Annotated in this window: 16 protein-coding genes and 1 pseudogene; 8 read left to right on the forward strand and 9 right to left on the reverse strand. The window is 66.2% G+C overall.

What is annotated here, in order from left to right:
• Nucleotides 1–144: 144 nt before the first annotated feature.
• The 3 genes and pseudogenes from ACFSL4_RS33420 to ACFSL4_RS33430 form a co-directional block, all read left to right on the forward strand.
• Nucleotides 145–285 (forward strand): annotated as a pseudogene (locus ACFSL4_RS33420) (NUDIX hydrolase); the annotation flags it as partial.
• 370 nt (nt 286–655) lie between these two features.
• Complete coding sequence (locus ACFSL4_RS33425) at nt 656–1,906, forward strand: hypothetical protein (protein WP_381091334.1); 1,251 nt, start codon at nt 656–658, stop codon at nt 1,904–1,906.
• Between the two features lie 155 nt (nt 1,907–2,061).
• Complete coding sequence (locus ACFSL4_RS33430; RefSeq protein WP_381091336.1) at nt 2,062–2,475, forward strand: NUDIX hydrolase; 414 nt, start codon at nt 2,062–2,064, stop codon at nt 2,473–2,475.
• 230 nt (nt 2,476–2,705) lie between these two features.
• Here the strand turns inward: ACFSL4_RS33430 and ACFSL4_RS33435 are convergent, their stop codons facing one another.
• Complete coding sequence (locus ACFSL4_RS33435; protein WP_381091353.1) at nt 2,706–3,275, reverse strand: nucleotidyltransferase domain-containing protein; 570 nt, start codon at nt 3,273–3,275, stop codon at nt 2,706–2,708.
• A gap of 128 nt (nt 3,276–3,403) precedes the next feature.
• Nucleotides 3,404–4,726 carry an aspartate--tRNA(Asn) ligase gene (aspS, locus tag ACFSL4_RS33440; protein ID WP_381091338.1) on the reverse strand — a complete coding sequence of 441 codons (1,323 nt, stop codon included), beginning with the start codon at nt 4,724–4,726 and terminating at the stop codon, nt 3,404–3,406.
• A 521-nt stretch (nt 4,727–5,247) separates the two neighbouring features.
• Here aspS and ACFSL4_RS33445 point away from each other — a divergent pair.
• A complete protein-coding gene (locus ACFSL4_RS33445) occupies nt 5,248–6,231 on the forward strand; it encodes a phosphotransferase family protein (protein WP_381091340.1) in 984 nt (327 codons plus the stop codon).
• 44 nt (nt 6,232–6,275) lie between these two features.
• Here ACFSL4_RS33445 and serS read toward each other — a convergent pair whose 3' ends face one another.
• On the reverse strand, nt 6,276–7,562 hold the full coding sequence (gene serS / locus ACFSL4_RS33450; RefSeq protein ID WP_381091342.1) for a serine--tRNA ligase: 1,287 nt from the start codon (nt 7,560–7,562) through the stop codon (nt 6,276–6,278).
• 418 nt (nt 7,563–7,980) lie between these two features.
• On the opposite strand from serS, the gene ACFSL4_RS33455 reads away from it, so the two are divergent.
• A complete protein-coding gene (locus tag ACFSL4_RS33455) occupies nt 7,981–8,550 on the forward strand; it encodes an HD domain-containing protein (RefSeq protein WP_381091344.1) in 570 nt (189 codons plus the stop codon).
• Between the two features lie 10 nt (nt 8,551–8,560).
• On the opposite strand, the gene ACFSL4_RS33460 is transcribed toward ACFSL4_RS33455, so the two are convergent.
• From ACFSL4_RS33460 to ACFSL4_RS33480, 5 genes are all read right to left on the reverse strand, one after another.
• Nucleotides 8,561–9,028: an NUDIX hydrolase gene (locus ACFSL4_RS33460; RefSeq protein ID WP_061915903.1), complete on the reverse strand. Its 468-nt coding sequence runs from the start codon at nt 9,026–9,028 to the stop codon at nt 8,561–8,563.
• A gap of 7 nt (nt 9,029–9,035) precedes the next feature.
• On the reverse strand, nt 9,036–9,233 hold the full coding sequence (locus tag ACFSL4_RS33465; RefSeq protein WP_061915900.1) for a hypothetical protein: 198 nt from the start codon (nt 9,231–9,233) through the stop codon (nt 9,036–9,038).
• Nucleotides 9,234–9,453: 220 nt separating this feature from the next.
• Nucleotides 9,454–10,275 carry an SPDY domain-containing protein gene (locus tag ACFSL4_RS33470; RefSeq protein ID WP_381091347.1) on the reverse strand — a complete coding sequence of 274 codons (822 nt, stop codon included), beginning with the start codon at nt 10,273–10,275 and terminating at the stop codon, nt 9,454–9,456.
• A 16-nt stretch (nt 10,276–10,291) separates the two neighbouring features.
• Nucleotides 10,292–10,582 (reverse strand): hypothetical protein, encoded by a 291-nt coding sequence (locus ACFSL4_RS33475; RefSeq protein WP_061915897.1) that lies wholly within the window; start codon nt 10,580–10,582, stop codon nt 10,292–10,294.
• 102 nt (nt 10,583–10,684) lie between these two features.
• Entirely contained in the window at nt 10,685–11,038 is a 354-nt protein-coding gene (locus ACFSL4_RS33480; RefSeq protein ID WP_061915895.1) for an SPDY domain-containing protein, read from the reverse strand.
• 657 nt (nt 11,039–11,695) lie between these two features.
• On the opposite strand from ACFSL4_RS33480, the gene ACFSL4_RS33485 reads away from it, so the two are divergent.
• Nucleotides 11,696–13,783 carry a hypothetical protein gene (locus ACFSL4_RS33485; RefSeq protein ID WP_061915892.1) on the forward strand — a complete coding sequence of 696 codons (2,088 nt, stop codon included), beginning with the start codon at nt 11,696–11,698 and terminating at the stop codon, nt 13,781–13,783.
• 768 nt (nt 13,784–14,551) lie between these two features.
• Here the strand turns inward: ACFSL4_RS33485 and ACFSL4_RS33490 are convergent.
• A protein-coding gene (locus ACFSL4_RS33490) for an IS5 family transposase (protein ID WP_381091349.1) occupies nt 14,552–15,369 on the reverse strand; the annotation gives its coding sequence in 2 pieces (ribosomal slippage) (nt 14,552–15,027 and nt 15,027–15,369; 819 coding nt in all).
• Between the two features lie 122 nt (nt 15,370–15,491).
• On the opposite strand from ACFSL4_RS33490, the gene ACFSL4_RS33495 reads away from it, so the two are divergent.
• Nucleotides 15,492–15,902 (forward strand): DUF6228 family protein, encoded by a 411-nt coding sequence (locus tag ACFSL4_RS33495; RefSeq protein WP_381091355.1) that lies wholly within the window; start codon nt 15,492–15,494, stop codon nt 15,900–15,902.
• 265 nt (nt 15,903–16,167) lie between these two features.
• Nucleotides 16,168–17,976: an ATP-dependent nuclease gene (locus ACFSL4_RS33500; protein WP_381091351.1), complete on the forward strand. Its 1,809-nt coding sequence runs from the start codon at nt 16,168–16,170 to the stop codon at nt 17,974–17,976.
• The last annotated feature ends 24 nt before the right edge of the window (nt 17,977–18,000 follow it).

Raw genomic sequence — 18,000 nt, forward strand, 5'->3', positions numbered from 1 at the left:
CGTGACGAACAGTCAGCGCGCTTGACCAGATGCACCGCTCAAGTTCGAAGACCCGGCATTCGCCGAGGACGAGGTCGGTTGCGGCAACTTCCCCCCTCTACGGAGCGAGGAACAGCTGCGGCGGGATGATCTGCGGCAGGAGGGACCGCGGCTGCCCGCGAGACGCTGGATTAGACGGGCGTGCACTGTGCTGTACGGCGCGGTCTCGGTGAGCGGATCCATCCGGCGACGGGTGTCCACTGCGTGTACCTGGCAGGGGACGCAACGAACAGTGATGCGGTTGAAGAGCGGCTTGGGCGGCGAAGAATGCGGCGGGCCTGTAGGTTCTCAATTTCAGTGTCAGGCGCCGACCCTGTGACCTGGATATTTCCCTTGAGTCTCACGTTGTGTCGGCAGGCGGCTGTCTCAGATCGGTGTCATTTCCTCAGGCTGTCCAGCAGGCTGCAACGCGGCCCGGGGCGTCACGAACCTGCATCGGTAACCATCCGTTCCACCCACTCACACACCTTCGTTGCACACGAACGTCCCGAGCGTCGTCGCTGACAAGCGCCTGCGGGACTACGGACGGGTTGATCAGCCCATAATTGGAGTCAGTGCCGAGCGACCCGGCGCATCGCACCCGCCCCGGGTGCACTCACCGCGATCGGAGAGCATCGTGAAGAACAGCGCGTTGTGGCGAGTGGTTGACAACGAGAGTGGTACCCAGTCCATCGTCAGCTCGCCCTCCGAGGCGGTCGCGTTCGTCAACAGCCGGTTCGACACCGATGACGACGACGAGCCGTTCAGCATCACCGAGGTCGGTCCTCTCCTTCCGAAGCCGCTCGGGGTCATCACTGCATGGGCTGCCGAGAAGGACGGCGAGCGAACCGACGGGCGTACTGCCCCGATCACCATCAGGCCGGTTGTGACGGACAACGCCAGCGAGTGCGATGACGTCGTGCTCTGGGGCGACGTGTACGTCTCCTGGGACCACGACATGTACACCGTCGAGGACCCGGACAGCTCCGAGTACAGCGAGGCTTACAGCGCAGCCGAGTTGAGCGCGATCCTCGACGAGTACGCCGATGACTACGAGTACGCGCCTGAAGGGCCTGACGGGCCCGACAGCCACAGGTGGCCGAAACCGGAAGAGTTGATCACCTACGGCGCCCAGGAGTGCGCCAAGCGGTTCGGGCACCTCGACGACGACGCCCTGCTGTGGCTCGCTGCCACCCGCATCACGCTCGCCGTGTGGCGCAACACACCCGTCGAGAACTGGCATGCCGGGAAGAGTCCGCTGCACGACGGCACAATGATGCGGATCAACGCGGCAACCACCCGACTCGTGCGCTCGATGCTGTCGTTCGAGCATGTCGACTGGATCGGTCTCGGTCTCGCGATCGTCAACCCGTCCCGGGTTCTACCGACCGGGCAGTCTGTGCTCGAGCTCGGGCTGGCCTGCCACAACCCTGACGACCCGGCACACGAGGATGATCCGCGCGTAGAACTCGCGGAGATGGCACAGGTCGCGATCTCATGGGGGCGAAGGTACTGCCTTAGCGAGAAGGAGTTCGGTCTGCGAACCCTGGTCGAATCCTTGTGCGCGTTCGACAACGGCTGGTTCGGAGCACCGAGTTGGGGGCGCATCGTCGATCGGTTCCTTACGGCTGTCGAAGACCGGGAGAATGCGCACTGGCGCATACACCGGGACAAGCCTTGGTTCGACGAGTGGTTCACCAACCGGCCGGCCGACATTGCGGACACCACGGAATTTCGTCGGCTGCTCCTTGCCGGGCCCGACCTGCTGTCCGAGGAGGCCGCCGAATGGTGCGTGGATGGTGCCATCGGCTACGTCTGTCAGGACGACCACGCAAACGGCTGCCCGCTGTGCGGTATCCCGCTGGCAACGGAGTCCTCAAACGAGTGACGGCAGTGGCCAGCGATTCTCAATCCCGTGTCAGTTCGGCCAGTCACATGACATCGCGACTGAGAAAATGACACGGGATCTGAGAACCTACAGGGCCGCTTCATGTCCGTCGACACGATCTACCCGCCGATGCTGGCAGCACTGGAGGAAGACGTATGACCGAGCAAACGGCACAAGAGCGACCGGGCATCGCAGCCGCGATCGTGGTACAGGACGGCGCCGTGCTCATGGTTCGCCGCCGGGTCGCGGAAGGTCAACTGTCTTGGCAGTTCCCGGCGGGCGAGATCGAGGGGACGGAGACCCCTGAACAAGCAGCCGTGCGAGAGACGAGCGAAGAGGTCGGCATGGAGGTGACCGCTCTCAAGGTCCTCGGAGAACGGGTTCACCCCAAGACTGGCCGGAAGATGACCTACGTGGCCTGTGTCGTAGAGTCCGGCGCTCCTTACGTGGCGGACGACGATGAACTGGCTGAGGTGGCATGGGTCCGGCATGCCCAGATTCCCGCGTACGTGCCATACGACCTCTTCGACGCGGTGCAGGTATATCTCGACGCCGCACTGAGCCGGTAACACCTCGGTGCGTGCTGCGGACGGAGGACGAGGCAGCTTCGGGTAATCAGACCGCCCTCCCGACGAGCTAAGGAACTGGTCGTGGACACTGAAATCGGCCTGATCTGCCTGCGGTTGGTTAGCGTGGCGTCGCCATTGCCTCGTCGACCAAGTGTTCACTCATGGAGTGCCAGGGCTTCAGGTTGTACAACTCTCGTGTCACCCGCGGGCCGCGCTCGGCGGCTGACGTCTCATTTGTGTGCGTCCGGTGGCGTAAGACGCTGCCGCCATGGGTGGTCCGGCACGGTTACTGCGATGGCGTTCGCCAACCACATGCGTTGAGGTTCGCCGAGCAGCGGCAGTACCGCTTCGAAGTCTGTCTCATCCTTCTCCCGTGTCGCCTTCGCCTTGTAGTAGAGCTGCACCTCGGGCGCCAGGTAGGGGATACCAGTCCCGCTTCTTCGTCCCAACCGCTCGATCGGAAGCCGGATCCGTGGGGCACGCCGAGAGACCCAATGGGTGCCCTCCGCCTCGTCCAGCATGAGCTGCACGGACCAGGGTGCCTCAGGCGTGCGTCGGCACCAGATGTCGTGGAGGGGCGGCTGAAGAGTCTCCCCAGAACGCCACGGGCGCAGCCGCCCCATACCAGGTGGGTCCGCCACGTACAGGTCCCAGTCGGTCAAGAGATCGCGCACGCGAGCTTGGTCCCGTCGGAGGACGAGGACGTCGAGATCGCCGTGCGGGCGTAGCTCACGGCCGACGGCGAGTTCGATCGCGTACCCGCCAGCGATCCACCACGGGAAGTCGGCCGCAGCGAACATGACAGCTAGATCTTCGGGACGAGCCGGCACCCAGCGCCCCACTCCCTCAATACTCACCTGTCCATGCTCTCAGTGAACGAGACCCGGGAAGGGGAACCCGACGTAGGCCGGCAAAGCACAGAGGCCAGCTATGGGGTGAGCCGGTTCGGTCCGCGGAAGAGGAAGGTGGCCTCGCGGATCGACTCCAGTCCGAGCAAGACCATGAGTACGCGGCCAAGGCCCATGCCCAGCCCGCCGTGCGGTGGGCACCCGTACCGGAACGCGTTCAGGTAGTCCTGCATCGGCTCCGGACTCACGCCCTTCTCCGCGGCTTGCTTCAGCAGCACGTCGTAGCGATGCTCGCGCTGGGCGCCGGTGGTGATCTCCAGCCCCTTCCAGAGCAGGTCGAAGCTCAGGGTCACGCTCGGGTCGTCGGCCGGCCGCATGTGGTAGAAGGGCCGGATGCCCACGGGGTAGTGGGTGATGAACACGAACTCGTGGCCGGTGGCCTGCTGGATGTGGGCGCTGATGCTCCGCTCGCCCTCCGGGTCCAGGTCCTCCTTGATTCCTTCCGAGTCCCAGCCGCCCTTGCGCAGGATGTCGTGCGCCTCGGCCATGGTGATGCGGGGGAAGGGCGTCGTGGGGACGGTGATCTCCACGCCGAACTGCTCCCGGACCGCCTCGCCGTGTGCACCGGCGACCTTGGCGATGGCGTGGGCGAGCATCTGCTCCTCGAACGCCATAACGTCCTCGACGCCGTCAATCCAGGCCAGCTCGACGTCGACGCCGGTGAACTCGGTGGCGTGCCGGGAGGTGAACGACGGCTCGTCACGGAAGACGGGGCCGATCTCGAAGACCTTCTCGATTCCGGCCGAGATCGCCATCTGCTTGTAGAACTGCGGCGACTGGGCGAGATAGGCGCTGCGATCGAAGTAGCCGAGTTCGAAGACCTCCGCGCCAGACTCCGAGGCGGTGCCCATGAGCTTGGGGGTGTGCATCTCCGTGGCGCCCTGGGCATAGGCGTACTCGCGCATCCCCTGCTCAAGGGTGGTCTGCACGGCGAACATCAGCTGAGCGGCGGGACGGCGGCGTACGTCCAAGAACCGCCAGTCCAGGCGGTGCTCCAGGCCCGTGTGCTCGTCGATGGGCAGCGGTGTCGCGGCCCGGTTCAGGACCTCGACCCGCTCCGGGATGATCTCCAGGCTGTGGAGCTTCACGATCGGGTTCTCGACGACGCGGCCGGTGATCCGCACCGCGGACTCCGGCGTGAGCTGCTGCAGGGCGGCCTCGATTTCGTCGCCTGCGCCGCCGCGCCGGTGGGTGACCTGCACCATGCCCGTGTGGTCGCGTACGACGACGAACTGGACCTTACTCAGCAGGCGCAGAGTGTGCGCCCAGCCCGACACGGAAACGGTTCGACCCAAGTGCTCGCGCAGGTCAGACACCAGTACACGATCGGTCGTATGGATCATCGCAGCCCTCCCGGGCGTCATGGTGATCCCTTGGGGGCGCGGGCGAGAAGGGGACTCGCGGTTCCACCACGCCTTCACCACCACTCGACAGTGGCGGCCTCATTCGTGGCCGGTAACGGGGCCAGCCGGCGGGGCATTGGACAACATGGCCGTTCCTCCCCGCACTCAGGAGGGTCTTCACCCCGGGGCGCGAGGCTGCCTTCCCAGCTGCCAGCAGCTCTCTCGGCTCGCGTGATCCCGGGCTACTCGTCTCCGTCATCGCGTTGTGACGGAGGATAGCGAGCCAGGGCCTCGAGACGACAGCGAGATTTCTGCGTAGATCGTCATCGTGCCAGTAGGCAGGTTCGGAAGCAGGTGCGGCCACCCGACGATCAACGGCGCCAGGAAGGAAGAGGTGCAGTCGCACTGATAATGACGCTACCCGGCGCGCAGCCTACGAGGCTCAGTCAGCGAATGGACGTACACGGATCCGCGTGACAATTTCGTGGCGCCGGGAAACACAGCTCCCCCATCCTGACGGAATGCCCGACATCATCACCTCGCGCCTTCAGTACAACGCCACAGCGGTACGCCCAGACTGGAAGGACCTCCCACAAGACGTTCGCCGGCTCATCACCCGACGCCTCGGAGGCTCAGTACAGGCCGGGCGCAGCGCAGGGAGCGGATTTACCAGCGGCTTCGCCGCTGTACTCCGCGGGGCCTTCGGACCTCTGTTCGTCAAGGCGGTCAAGAGCCCGGACAACAGCGTGCTGGCCGACTCCTACCGCAGGGAAGCGTTGATCAACCAGGCGCTCCCGGCAGAGATTCCGGCCCCACGCCTGCAGTGGATTGAGGAGCACGACGGATGGGTCGTTCTCGGCATCGACGCTGTCCCCGGTGGCCGCATGCCCACCACACCGTGGAAGCCTGATGAGCTAACGGCCACTCTCGACGCGTACAGGATCACAGCAGAGGCACTCTCCACCCCACCCACAGCACTCCAGCATGTGGGCCTCAAGCCGGTGGGTGACGGCGGTGACTTCGCCGACTGGCGCAACCTCGCCCGAGGCGCCACGCCCACGAACGCCCTGCCTTCCTGGGTACCACTCGACCTACTGGACGTGCTGGCCAGCCTGGAAAGCGGATGGCGGAAGGCCGTCGCAGGCAATGCCGTCCTCCACCACGACCTACGACAGGACAACGTGCTGATCGATGCGTACGGCGCCGCGTGGATCTGCGACTGGAACTGGCCCTGCCTGGGTGCAAGCTGGTTCGACCTCGTCCTGCTCCTGGCCACCGCCTACGCCGACGGACACGACGCCACCGCCCTGTTCACCCAGCACCCCACCGCCCGCGGAGTCGCCGACGAACAACTCGATGCGGCTCTCGCCGCTCTCTCCGGCTTCTTCCTCACCTCCGGCGGACAGCCCGCAGCAGACTGGTCACCGCATCTTCGCCAGCACCAGACGTGGTGCGGAGAGGTCACACTGCGATGGCTGGCCAACCGGCGTGGTTGGTCACTCTGACCTGGGGCCCACCCGTTCAGTGTTCGACAGACAGCCCGCTCAGCTCAGGCCGAGGGCGGTGCTGTCAGGACGCCGCTCGGGATCCACTTGTGCAACACGTCGGGTACCTCCACCGTGCCGTCGGCCCGCTGGTGCTGCTCCAGCAGCGCGGGCACAAGCCTGCTCGTAGCCAGACCTGAGCCGTTCAGCGTGTGGACGAACGTCGACTTCCCCTGTTGGGGCCGGCAGCGGATGTTGCCACGCCTCGCCTGGTAATCGCGGGCATTCGACACCGAGCTGACCTCGACGTACGCCTCGATGCTCGGCAGCCACACCTCGACGTCGTACGTCTTGGCCATCGCTGCGCTGGTGTCGCCGGCCGCGAGTCGCGTGATCCGATAGTGCAGGCCCAGTACCTTTACCAAGTCCTCCGCTCTGCCGAGAAGCTCCTCGTGTGCGGCGTCCGAGGCGTCAGGGCGGGTGAACTGGAACAGCTCGACCTTGTTGAACTGGTGACCGCGCAGGGTCCCCCGCTCAGCCGTGCGATAGCCGCCAGCCTCCTTGCGGTAGCACGGCGTGTACGCGACGTACTTCCGAGGCAGGTCCGATTCGGGCAGCGTCTCGTCCCGGTGCAGATTGACCAACGCTGTCTCCGCGGTCGGTAGCAGGAACCGCTCCGGACCGTGCTCCCCCTGCTCCAAGGCGAAGACCTCGTCCGCAAACTTGGGGAACTGGCCCGCCGTGTACCCGGCCGCGAAGGTCAGGATGTGCGGTGGCAACACGAACTCATAGCCGTCCCGCACATGGGCCTCCAGGAAGTGGTTCAGCAGCGCCCACTCCAGGAGCGCGCCGTCACCCCGGTAGATCCAGAAGCCGCTGCCGCCGAGCTTCGTGCCCCGCTCATAGTCGACCAAGCCCAGAGTTCGAGCGAGCTCCACATGGTCCCTGGGCGTGAAACCGAACTCCGGACGCTGGCCGGCTTCACGAATGACCTCGTTGTTCTCCTTGCCCCCGGCCAGCACGTCCGCGTCGGGTAGGTTCGGCAGCGGATCAAGGAAGGCCCGACGCGCCTGCTCCAGTTCGATGAGCCGCGCCTCGACGGCGGTCAGCTGCTCGCCCACGGCCGATGCTTCGCCGTGCAGACTTGCCACGCCCTCGCCAACCCGCTGCCGTTTCGCGATCTCGCCCGAGATCCTTTTGCGCTCCCCACGGAGGCGTTCCATCTCAGCCCGCACCTGTCGGTAGTCGTCGTCCAGTCGAAGAAACTCGTCGAGGTCGACGTGGACCGCCCGCTTGGCGAGTGCCTGCCGGACATGGACTGGGTTCTGGCGAATCAGGGTGACATCGATCATCCTGCCGTGCTCCGTTCGATCAGTCATCATGACGTGATCCCTTGGGAGCGCGGGCGAGAAGGGGCAACTCGCGGTGCCACCGCGCCTTCGCCACCAGCAGATGGTGGCCTCATCACGACCCGGTCACGGGGGTCAACCGGCGGGGCATTGGACCTTCCCTGAGGCCGTTCCTCCCCGCACTCGGGAGGGGATTCGCCCTGGGGCGCGAGGCTGCCTTCCCAGCTGCCAGCAGCTCTCTCGGCTCGCGTGATCCCTGGCTACTCGTCTCCGTCAACGCGTTGCCCGGAAGGATACGTACGCCGCGATCGGGTCCGCAATCGAGAAACGCTTCGGCGGCTCCCGCAGCGTACAGGCTTCCCCTTTGCGCACGGCCAGGATGTCCAAGACGTCCTCGCCGTTGCTGCCATATCCTCCCCAGGTGGCAGCGACCAAGGTTGACTGGGCGTACGAACTGGCTGGTGAGCTGTTGAGTAGCAGCCTCCCGCGCAGGTGGGCACACTCGCAGGGGGTTGCCGCTTGCGCCCAGACGCTGGCGCCGCTGGCCGGTAACAGCGCCGAGGTGCTGGAAGCCGCTGCGGTGCTGCATGACATCGGCTACGCGCCCCCGCTCGCCTCTACCGGATTCCATCCGCTGGACGGAGCACGGTACCTCCGTGACGTGCACGGGGCGGAGGGACGGGTTGTCCGCCTGGTCGCGAACCACTCGTATGCGCTGCTCGAAGCCGAGGAGCGTGACCTCCGGACTGAGCTGGCCGACGAGTTCCCCCTCCTGGATGATCCGTTCCTCGTGGACGCGCTGGTCTACTGCGACATGACCACGACGCCGGACGGCCGACGGACGACGCCCCATGAGCGGCTGCAGGAGATCTTGGGCCGCTACGGCGAGGACAGCGTGGTCGGGCGTTTCATCCGCCGGGCCGCCCCGCACATCCACGCGAGTGTGGATCGGGTGCGGGCGGCTGCGGTCGAGGCCGGCGTGGAGCTGTAAGTCCGAGCGGTCAGCCGAGGTAGGGGTAAGCCCCGGTCAGGTAGTGGCCGATCTGCTCGTGCATGCTCGGGTGGATGTCGAGTTTGTCCAGGTCGTCCGGGTGAACCCAGCGCACGCCGTCAGCCTCCTCATTGACGGTTGGCTTGCCCCCTACGGGGCGGCCGATGTACACGGCCTCGTACTGCTGCCGGATCTCGCCGTCGGTGTACTCGATGATGTGCTCCGGGTTGGAGTAGACGCCGAGGAAGCCGGTGACCTCCGCGACGATGCCGGTCTCCTCCTCGCACTCGCGGACGGCGCACTGCGCCGGGCTCTCGCCGATGTCCTGGGCTCCTCCGGGCAGGGCCCACTGGCCGGTGTCGCGGCGTCGCTGGAGAAGGATGGCGCCTTCGTCGTTGACCACGAGCAGGTTGCTGGCGGGGATAAGGGTGTTGGCCTTGGGGGCCTTGGGGTCGTGGTAGTACTCGGTCCTGCCCACGGCAGTGCTACTCCTGTCTGTCGGGCGCCCAGGGGCGCGCGGATGCCCACACGGCCTCGAAGCTGTCGCCGTACCGCTGGAACCACTCCCCGCCGTCTATGTTGCGGAGCTGGAGTAGCGGGTTGGCGCTGGCCGGCTGGCCCCAGATGTGCGGGTTGACCATGAGGTGGTCGTCGTAAGGGTGAACCTGGACGAACGATGGCACTCCGGTCTGACAATCGGGGCGAGATCGTGGAACGCATCGTCTGGGCAGGCAAGATGGCACTGCTGGTGGGGATTACGGGCTCTGTCGCCGCTGTCGTCACATACTGCCGTCACGGTCCGGACCCCTCAGCGCACCGGCAAACACAGCAGCATGAAGCCCGCCCTTCCCGAAATCGGGGAGGCCGGGCTTCATGCGTCGAATGAAGGACGGACCCCGGCGTTCAGCCAGCCGGGGCGCGCAGGAGCCGGTCCCGCGTGCTCGCCGACAGCACCCGGCGCAGGACCGGTGCGGTCGAGCTGAGCGAGGCGGCGAACGCGGCGACCAGGTCGTGCGGGACGCTGGCTGCGAAGGACGCCGCCCACAGGCACTGCGTGCCCAGCGCGGGCTCGGCCCATGCCTGCCATCCGGCCGGTCCCGCAGCGTCGGCCTCGGCGACCAGGGTGCGCGGGTCGGCGTCCTGGATGAGCGGCGGCACCTCGCCAAGGCTGATGTGCGAGGTGAACGTCGGGTCCGTCGCTGCCGCCTGGGGCTGGTCGATGTCGCGGAGCCAGCCGTGTGCGGCGACGGTGTCGAGGACCAGCTCGGGGCCGGCGAGCGGCAGGGCGGGCTGGTCGCGGGCGTCGAGCGCGACGAGGAAGTCGGTCACGGCCTCGCCGGGGACGTCGGGGGTGAAGTAGGCCGACCACTGGGCGAGCGGGTTGTTCGTGTCCGCACGGGCGGAGATCTGCCAGGCGATCGGCAAGTCGCCCAGGTGGAACGGCTCGTCCGCCAGGCTCCACTGCGCCCAGCAGCGCGCGTCGGGGCTGATGTGCAGGACGGTGCTGCGCAGGACCTGGCGGTCCTCGGGTGCTTCGTCCGGCTCGTGCCGTCCACGGACGATCGTCAGGCTCGTCCAGCCCAGGCCGGCGAGCGTGTCGGCGACGGTGTCGTAGAGGCGCCCATCGTCACCGGCCAGGTGCCGGGGGCCGACCCAGAACGCGAGCTGGCCGCCGCGTGGAGTGGACGGGTTGGGCGGGAATTCGGGGTACAGGGGCGCCTCCAAAGGGCTCGGTGCGGGTCTAGTTGCCGCCGGCACGGCGGCGGGGGCGGCGCGGCGGTGCCTGCGTGTCGCCCTGCCAGGTCAGAGCGACGGCGACCTCGGGCGGCAGATGGCCGAGCTGTGAGCCCTCGTCTCGGCCTTCGGCGAGGTAGACGACGGTTTGGCCGGTCTCGTCCACGGACTGCACGACTTGCGCCAAGCGGTGTGCCATCGGAAAGAACGGGTTCATGGCCTGGCGGACGGGAGCACTGCGGTCGCAACCAGACAGCAGGTCGATGAGATCGCCGACGGTCATCTCCGTGGACGTCATGAACGGCCTCCTTGGGTGAGGAAAACGGTGAGCGGTGGAATCAGCCGGCGGCCTGGCAGTCAGCCGGCCACCCTCCCAGCGAGGACTACGCGTGGGGCACTGTCATACGCGACGTGAGGTTTCCAGCACGCGCGCCACGGCGGCAGCGACGATGTCGGCCGGCGTCTCGGTGTCGAACGACAGCTGGTAGCCGCGTACGTTGGCCGTGCCGGTGACGGCGATCTTCCATCCCTCGCCGTCGGTGCCGGGACGACCGAGCGGGAACCAGCCGAGGTAGAACCGGCCGTCCTTGGAGCTGACGTGTACGTCCGCACGGTCGTCCACGATGAGGTTGAAGTCCTCCGCGGAGAACTGGTCCATGACGAGCGTGGGCTGGCCAGAACCCAGCTGCCACTCGCGCCGTCGCAGGGCTTCGACGGTGGTGGAGAAACCGGGGCCGGCGGGAGCCACGGTCACAGGCAATCACCTCTCTGACCTGGGGTTTCTTACAAGGTCGTCCACGTTGACATGCTCTCGCCCGTGCTGGCCAGTCTTTCCGCGATCTTTCCTGTCTGCCCCCGGCGAACTACGGCGGCCCACCCCTGTTGTGGGATCTCACGTTTCACGTCGGAATCTCACAACTGGTGTCGGCTCGAAGTCGGATCCGACACGGACCTGAGACTTGCAGGTCGCGGTGAGACGTCGCAGGCATCGGTCGCTTCCCGCCGGATGTCACATGCGGCACACTCGGCGCGAAGAACACATGGATCCGAGCGCGCTGCTGGTTGGGCACGGCGGTCGTCCCGGTGTTGCCGGGCCACAGTCGGCCAGCCAGGGCCTCGCTGGACCGCGTACCCGCAGCTGTCACAGAGTTGCACGTGGAACTTTCGTCAACTCACCCTCGCCTGCCGTCGGTTCGACTACGCTCCGTCGTGAGCAAGTTGCGTGATCAGGAACGGGCGGGGCACACCGCGACAGGTTGGTGTGCTGGCAGCAGATCTGCAGGGGGTCCTGAGACAGCCGGTTGGAATCCGGCCTCGTCTCTCAATGGCCTCGTTGTCCCCGGAATGTCACGTGCGGTCTCCGCGTCCCGCGCACACGGCGGCGGGGCACCTGACGAGCGAGGTCTCATCAGTGAGCTCCACATCTGTACAGCTGACAGACGAGAACGGTGATCTCGTCCAGATCGATCGCGTCCCCGGCCCGCTTCCGGTTGCGGAGGCCAAGGAACTGGGCCAGCTCCGCCGGGCTATGCGGAATAATCCGCGGATCAACCTCACGGACGAGGCGATCGAGGTGGCGGTCGGCGGTTTCCTCGACATCCCGCGCCTGACCATCTTGGCCACGCACAAGGACAAGGTCGACGGCCTTAACTCCTTCTACGCGGGAGCCACGCAACTCCTGGTCCTTGAGGGCCTGTTTGATGCAGAGAGCCTCTCCACAGTTCTCGGTAACCCGCGGTTGTCCGGTCAGGTCAAGGCCCCTCCGGCGCCAGCTCCCACTGGTGTCCGGAACGCATCCGGTGAGCTGCTGGCGCAGCTCAAGATCGAGTACGACAGCCCCGCCCATGCACGCAAAGTCGTCGAGGCCGTAGCACGGGAGACGCTGCTTCAGGAGGGGGCCGACTACAGTGACTCCGTCCTCAGCAACGGTGTGATGACCCCGGTCGAGGCGGTACTCACCGAGGCCCACTACGCCGACAACAGCCCGCCGACGATGACCGCAGCGCTTATCGACGGAACCTCGCGCTACGTCAGCGCCGCCGCAGCACGCCACTACAACCCGGAGGCGACGACCCCCGCTGAGCAAACCCGCACCATCGTCAGCACCATCGGCAACAACTTCGCCGCATCCCGAACCGCGCGCCGCCGCGCATACAACCGCGATGCCGAGCGCCACAACGCCGCTTTGGCGCGCGACGGCATGACCATGGCCACCCTGCGTCAGCTCCAGACCCGCGCCGTGCCGGTCCGCCTGATCGTGGGCGCCGTCCTTAACGAAGATGACGCCGACGACGTGCTTGCGGCTGCCGTCGCCACGGCACAGAGTTCCCGGCATATCAGCATCAACCGCTGGAGCGACGCAGCCCAGGACGCCATGACTGCCCGTCGGATGGTCAACCATCTCCTGCACCGGCAGATGGTCAGCCCGGCGTTTGCAGCGCTGGTCGCCGACGAGGAACTGACGGCGGAGGAGATCACCTCGCTCGTGCCCGGTTGGGACAGCGACCCAATGCACGGCCCCAACGGCCGCATCCACCCGCTATGGCGGGCCGTGCTGATCGTCCACACCCTGACGCGGTACAGGATCTTCGACGAAGCCAAGCGCTTCATTCGCAGCGACCGGGGCTTCGGGCAGGTTCGCGACGACCGCTACGCCGGGTTCCTCGGTGTGCTCATCGACATGCCCTGGCGGGCTGCTAAGCCGGCCACCACCGACGTGGCCCGCCGCGCCTGGCGTAATGGGGGCGTCCTGTACCCGGGCGTCTTCGGCGAGTGGGAACCCACGCCAGCCAGCGCCGAGACGCTGCGCAAGCTCGCCGACGACGGCGACGCCAACGCGCAGCACACCCTCACTGTGCTCTCTGGCACCGCCTTGATGGCAGACGCCGTGCTGACACGCGACACCGGCAGCAAGGTCGATGATGGCCGTGTGCCGTATCGGGCGACCCCGCCCGTTGTCCTCGCCCCGTGGACATCAACGGTCCGGGGCCGCTGGCAGGCCAAGACCGTGGTGGAGACCTTCGACCCCAACAAGGCTGGCGGCACCGGCGAAGGCAAATCCGTTCAGGCCCACTACACCTACGCCCACGTCGATGAGGTCGGCGAGCCGATCCCGGACGGCGCCACCCACGAGATCCTCCTTGAGAAGCACCTGTTCACGCAGGCCAACCCCGAACGTGCTGCCGACGAGCAGAAGAAGCGCCGCCAGGAACAGATGAAGCGGGAGGCAGAGCAGAAGATCACGCGGGAGGAGCGGAACGAACAGAGCCGCATCAACCTCCTCCACACCATCGGCGAGGCCCGTGCTGTGGTAGACCGCCTTACGGCAGAAGCCGCGGACTTTCCCTCCCCGCTGACGGAGCATCCAATGGGTGGCCGGGCGGATTGGAAGCAAGTCCACCAAAACCTGCGCGACCTTGAGGAAGCACTGCTCGACGTGCGTCCACCGGCCGGGACCGAGCCGACACGGCTTCGCGATGCAGACCGGCGCGAGGTGTGACGATGCCTCCGCACACGCTCACCGCGGACCAATCAATTGTCCAGCGCTGGCGCCTTGTCCTGGCAGCCACCCCAATTCAGAAGGCCCTCGTGGACCCGAGCGCCACAGCGGACCCAGTCGTCGCCTGGCCGGTCGGCCCTGCGGATCCCACAGCAGGGCTGCCACTCGGCCCCACCCTGTATCTCATGCTCGACGCGGCCTACCGGCCCCGATACTGCGGCCGTACGACCCAGTCGCTGACGGCCCGTCTTCGTGGGCACCGCCGGACGCGCCCAACCGATGCTGCCAATTGGCGATGGGCCCTAACGGTCGCCGTCCGTCGTGAGCCACAGCCGGTCGCGCGAGCGGAGGAGTGGATGCGGGCAGCGCTGACGCCTCCCGATAACAAGATCCGTGCTGCGGGATGGACCCATCCCCGGCAATAGCCGGTTGTATCTGTAGCGACCTGGGAGCTGGAGGAGCCATCAGAACGGTGGTTCCTCCTTCCCCCGAACAAGTCGACGACACCGGCCAGAGGGCCCATGCCCTATGAGACACCCTGAGCGCGAAGAACAGGTCCGAGCCGAGGAAACGCCAACCATCTGAGACTTCTGCCGCATGACGCGGCTTGAGACAGCGCTAGAACGCCCAGGTCACAGCGCCGGTATATGACATCGAGATTGAGAACTACACCTGTGGGATCTCAGATCCTGTGGCCGAATCTCACGTCAGCTGGCCATTCAATGGCCGTTTGGCCACGAATCCGAGACCGGCTGCTAAGGCGTCATCTCACGTGGCGAGTTTGACGAGCCGCTTGTAGCAGATCAGGGTGGCGGCAAGGCTGAGGAAGGCAGCGAAGTACCGGCTCTTGCGTTCATAGCGGATTGTCAGGCGCCGGTAGTTGAACAGCCAGGACATGCTGCGTTCGACCTTCCAGCGGTAACGGCCCAGGCGTTCGCTCGACTCGATGCCACGTCGCGCGATCTTGGGTGTGATGTTCCGGTTCCGCAACCAGCGACGGATCTCCGGGTAGTCGTACCCTTTGTCTGCGCGGAGTTTGGCGGGTCTGCGGCGTCGGGGTCCGCGCCGCGAGCGCACGGCGGGGAGAGCCGCGACCAGAGGCTTGAGAGCAAGGCTGTCGTGGGTGTTCGCAGCAGAGACTGCGGTGACCAGCGGCAGGCCCTGGGCGTCAGTCAGTATGTGGAGCTTGGCGCCGGGTTTGCCCCGGTCGACCGGATTCGGCCCTACGAGCTGGCCCCCCTTTTCGCCCGGACCGAGGCAGAGTCGACCAGAGCAGCGGACCAGTCGATCGCCCCCACGGCACCCAACCGGTTGAGGACTTCGTTATGGAGGCGCCGCCAAAAGCCGGCCCTTGTCCAGGCAGCAAACCGGCGGTGCGCAGTGGCCGGGCTCACGCCGAAGCAGGGCGGCAAGCGACGCCAAGCACACGACGTGGTCAGCGCGTACACGATCGCGCAGAACACTTTCCGGTCCGCCACCGGAGCCGTTCCACCGCCCTGCCGACGTGGCTTGAACGGCGGTATCAGCGGCGCCGCGATCTCCCACAGCCCGTCCGGAACGAGATCCCGATCAAGATCCACAGCCATAGCTGGCGATCATGCCTCAAAGCGGCTACGTCCGATGCCGGCCCGTCCGAGAGGGCGACGGCTGCCCAGCCCAGTCTTCTAACCTAACCCGCGTGATCGACTACGACGAGTCCGGCCGCCCTATGGTCCAGGTGGGAGACTCCGGGCCTGCACGCCTACTGCTCTCGGAGCCGACCCGGCGGTACGAGGACGAACCAACACTGGACTTCCTCGCCAGGGCCCGCGGATCCTGGGGCAGTGTCGAGACCTCGGTGGAGACCTGGGACGGTGACGGTCTCGACACCTTCCTCGCCTCACTTGCCGAAGCCTTCCGGGGCTGGGAAGGAGTGCGCACCTGGCACTCCCTCTGCTACGACCTGACCCTCTCAGCGGAACACCACCCTGGTGGCCACGTCCGATTGACGTGGGGAATTCGCGACCGGGCACCCTCCGAGGAATGGCAGTTCGAGACCACCACGATGCACGCGGCAGGGGAGGACATGCGCAACCTCAGTGCCGAGATCCACACGCTCATCGCGAGCGTCGCGGAGTAGCTGAACGAACCCCGAAATCGGTCCCCACCACATGAGATGACGCCTAAGCCTGTTCGCTCTACGGAGCGAGTCGACGCGAGATCAGGATCCGGTACGGGGTAGGGCAGCCGCACCTCTAGCACGGCTCTCGTCAGCTGCGATTCCTGGTGTCGCCTCAGCCAGGACCGGCGCCGACTTTGATCGATATGGCACCGAGATCACACAGTTTCGATACCGTCATGTGCGCAGTCGCCGTTCATGACGTCGTTGTTCCGGAAAGTGACGAATGTTCATCGAGAAGCTCGTGCTGGAGAACTTCAAGTGCTTTGGGCCGGGGCGCACTTCCCTCCGCCTGGACCGGGGCATGACTGCCTTCATAGGCGCCAATGGTTCGGGCAAAACCGCGGCCTGCGAGGCGCTACTGCGGTTGTTCGGGATATCCGGGCAGGAGCGGTCCGTACGTGTAGACGACTTTCACGTGCCCGTCAGCGAGACCGACCTGCCCGCCAGCCGCGAGCTCACGATCGAAGCAGTGCTCGCCTTCCCCGAACTCGACGGCAGCGGGGAGAACGACGAAGTCGGAGAAGACGACGATGGTGATGCCGCGGTGAATGCGGAACGCCAGCAACAGGCCAGCGCATCCCGAGCGGTACCGGAGTTCTTCCGTCGCATGGCCGCCACGGAGGACGGCGACCTGAAGGTCCGGGTGGCGCTCCGGGCCGAATGGGTCGATGACGGCACGGTGGAGGGGGCGATCACCGAGTCACGCGTGATCGTCAACACCCTTGCCGAGGAGTACGACGAGGACGACTACGTGCAGCTGACTGCTGCGGAGCGCAGTCGTATCCAGATGATCTACATCCCGGCGTCCCGTGACGGCGTGCGTCAGGTGACGGCCTTCCTCCGCAGCCGGCTGTGGCGCGCTGCGCAGTGGTCAACTGGCCTGCGTGACCTCGTCATTGGCCACGCGGCTGAAGTCGCCGAGAAGTTCACTGAAGAGCCCGTGGTCCAGGCGGTCGAAGGCGCGCTGACGGCCCGGTGGCAGGAGCTGCACGACGCGGGGATGCACGCGGATCCGAAGCTGCGACTCCTCGACGGCGACTTCAACCAGCTGGTCCGCGATTCCGAACTCGTCTTCGAGCCCGACCACAACAGTCGGCCCAGGCCAGCCCGCATGCTGAGCGACGGGCAGCGGTCGCTTCTGCACCTCGCCCTAGTGGCGGCAGCTATCGACGTCGAGTCCGCAGTCTGTGCCGGCCAGCACATCGATGACTTCACACTGCAAGCCGCTCACCTGCCGCACCTGACCCTGATCGCGGTCGAGGAACCCGAGAACAGCCTTTCGCCGTTCTACCTGTCCCGGATCGTCAGTCAGTTGCAAGACCTGAGCGGCACCACGGCGACACAGACGATCCTCTCCAGCCACTCCGCCAGCGTCATGCCCCGTATCCGGCCCGAAGACGTCCGATACTTCCGCACGGAGCCAGCCACCGCGACCACATCGGTCCGCGAGATTACCCTCCCCGGCGACACCACCGAGGCGGGAAAGTACGTACGCGAAGCAGTGCGCGCCCACCCGGAGCTGTACTTCGCCAAGTTCGTGGTGCTCGGCGAAGGCGACACCGAGCAACTCGTCATCCCCCGGATCGCCCAGGCTCACGGTGTCCAACTGGACCCATCGTTCATCGCGATGGTGCCGCTCGATGGCCGACACACCAACCACATGTGGAGGCTGCTCAATGACCTGGACATCCCCCATGCCACCCTGCTGGACCTCGACTATGGCAAAGTCGGCGCGGGCCCGGCCCTGCTACGTGATGCCTGCAACCGCCTCATGGACAACGGGTTCGACCCACTGGAAGGTCTCACCGACTACGACGAGGTCGACGACATCCACGACGGCCTCCGTCTCAAGCACATCAAGCCGATCCTGAAACACCTGCGCGCATTCGCCGTCTTCTACTCCGAGCCGCTCGACCTTGACTACGCCATGTTGTGCGCGTTCGAAAACGCCTACAGACACCTTGAAGCCAACCAGCGCGGGCCGGATTCCAGTGATCCGACGGGGCCTCCCCCTGAGTGGTGGACACGCTGATACTGGATCTGCTTGATCCGGAGG

Origin of the sequence: Streptomyces caeni (genome assembly GCF_042678285.1) — a bacterium.
In the GTDB taxonomy this organism is placed as follows: domain Bacteria; phylum Actinomycetota; class Actinomycetes; order Streptomycetales; family Streptomycetaceae; genus Streptomyces; species Streptomyces caeni.

Coding starts and splice junctions, on each gene's coding strand:
- ACFSL4_RS33430 (WP_381091336.1), top strand. CDS start 2,062: ATGACCGAGCAAACGGCACAAGAGCGACCGGGCATCGCAGCCGCGATC.
- ACFSL4_RS33435 (WP_381091353.1), bottom strand. CDS start 3,275: ATGTTCGCTGCGGCCGACTTCCCGTGGTGGATCGCTGGCGGGTACGCG.
- aspS (WP_381091338.1), bottom strand. CDS start 4,726: ATGATCCATACGACCGATCGTGTACTGGTGTCTGACCTGCGCGAGCAC.
- ACFSL4_RS33445 (WP_381091340.1), top strand. CDS start 5,248: ATGCCCGACATCATCACCTCGCGCCTTCAGTACAACGCCACAGCGGTA.
- serS (WP_381091342.1), bottom strand. CDS start 7,562: ATGATCGATGTCACCCTGATTCGCCAGAACCCAGTCCATGTCCGGCAG.
- ACFSL4_RS33475 (WP_061915897.1), bottom strand. CDS start 10,582: ATGACGTCCACGGAGATGACCGTCGGCGATCTCATCGACCTGCTGTCT.
- ACFSL4_RS33495 (WP_381091355.1), top strand. CDS start 15,492: ATGGTCCAGGTGGGAGACTCCGGGCCTGCACGCCTACTGCTCTCGGAG.
- ACFSL4_RS33500 (WP_381091351.1), top strand. CDS start 16,168: ATGTTCATCGAGAAGCTCGTGCTGGAGAACTTCAAGTGCTTTGGGCCG.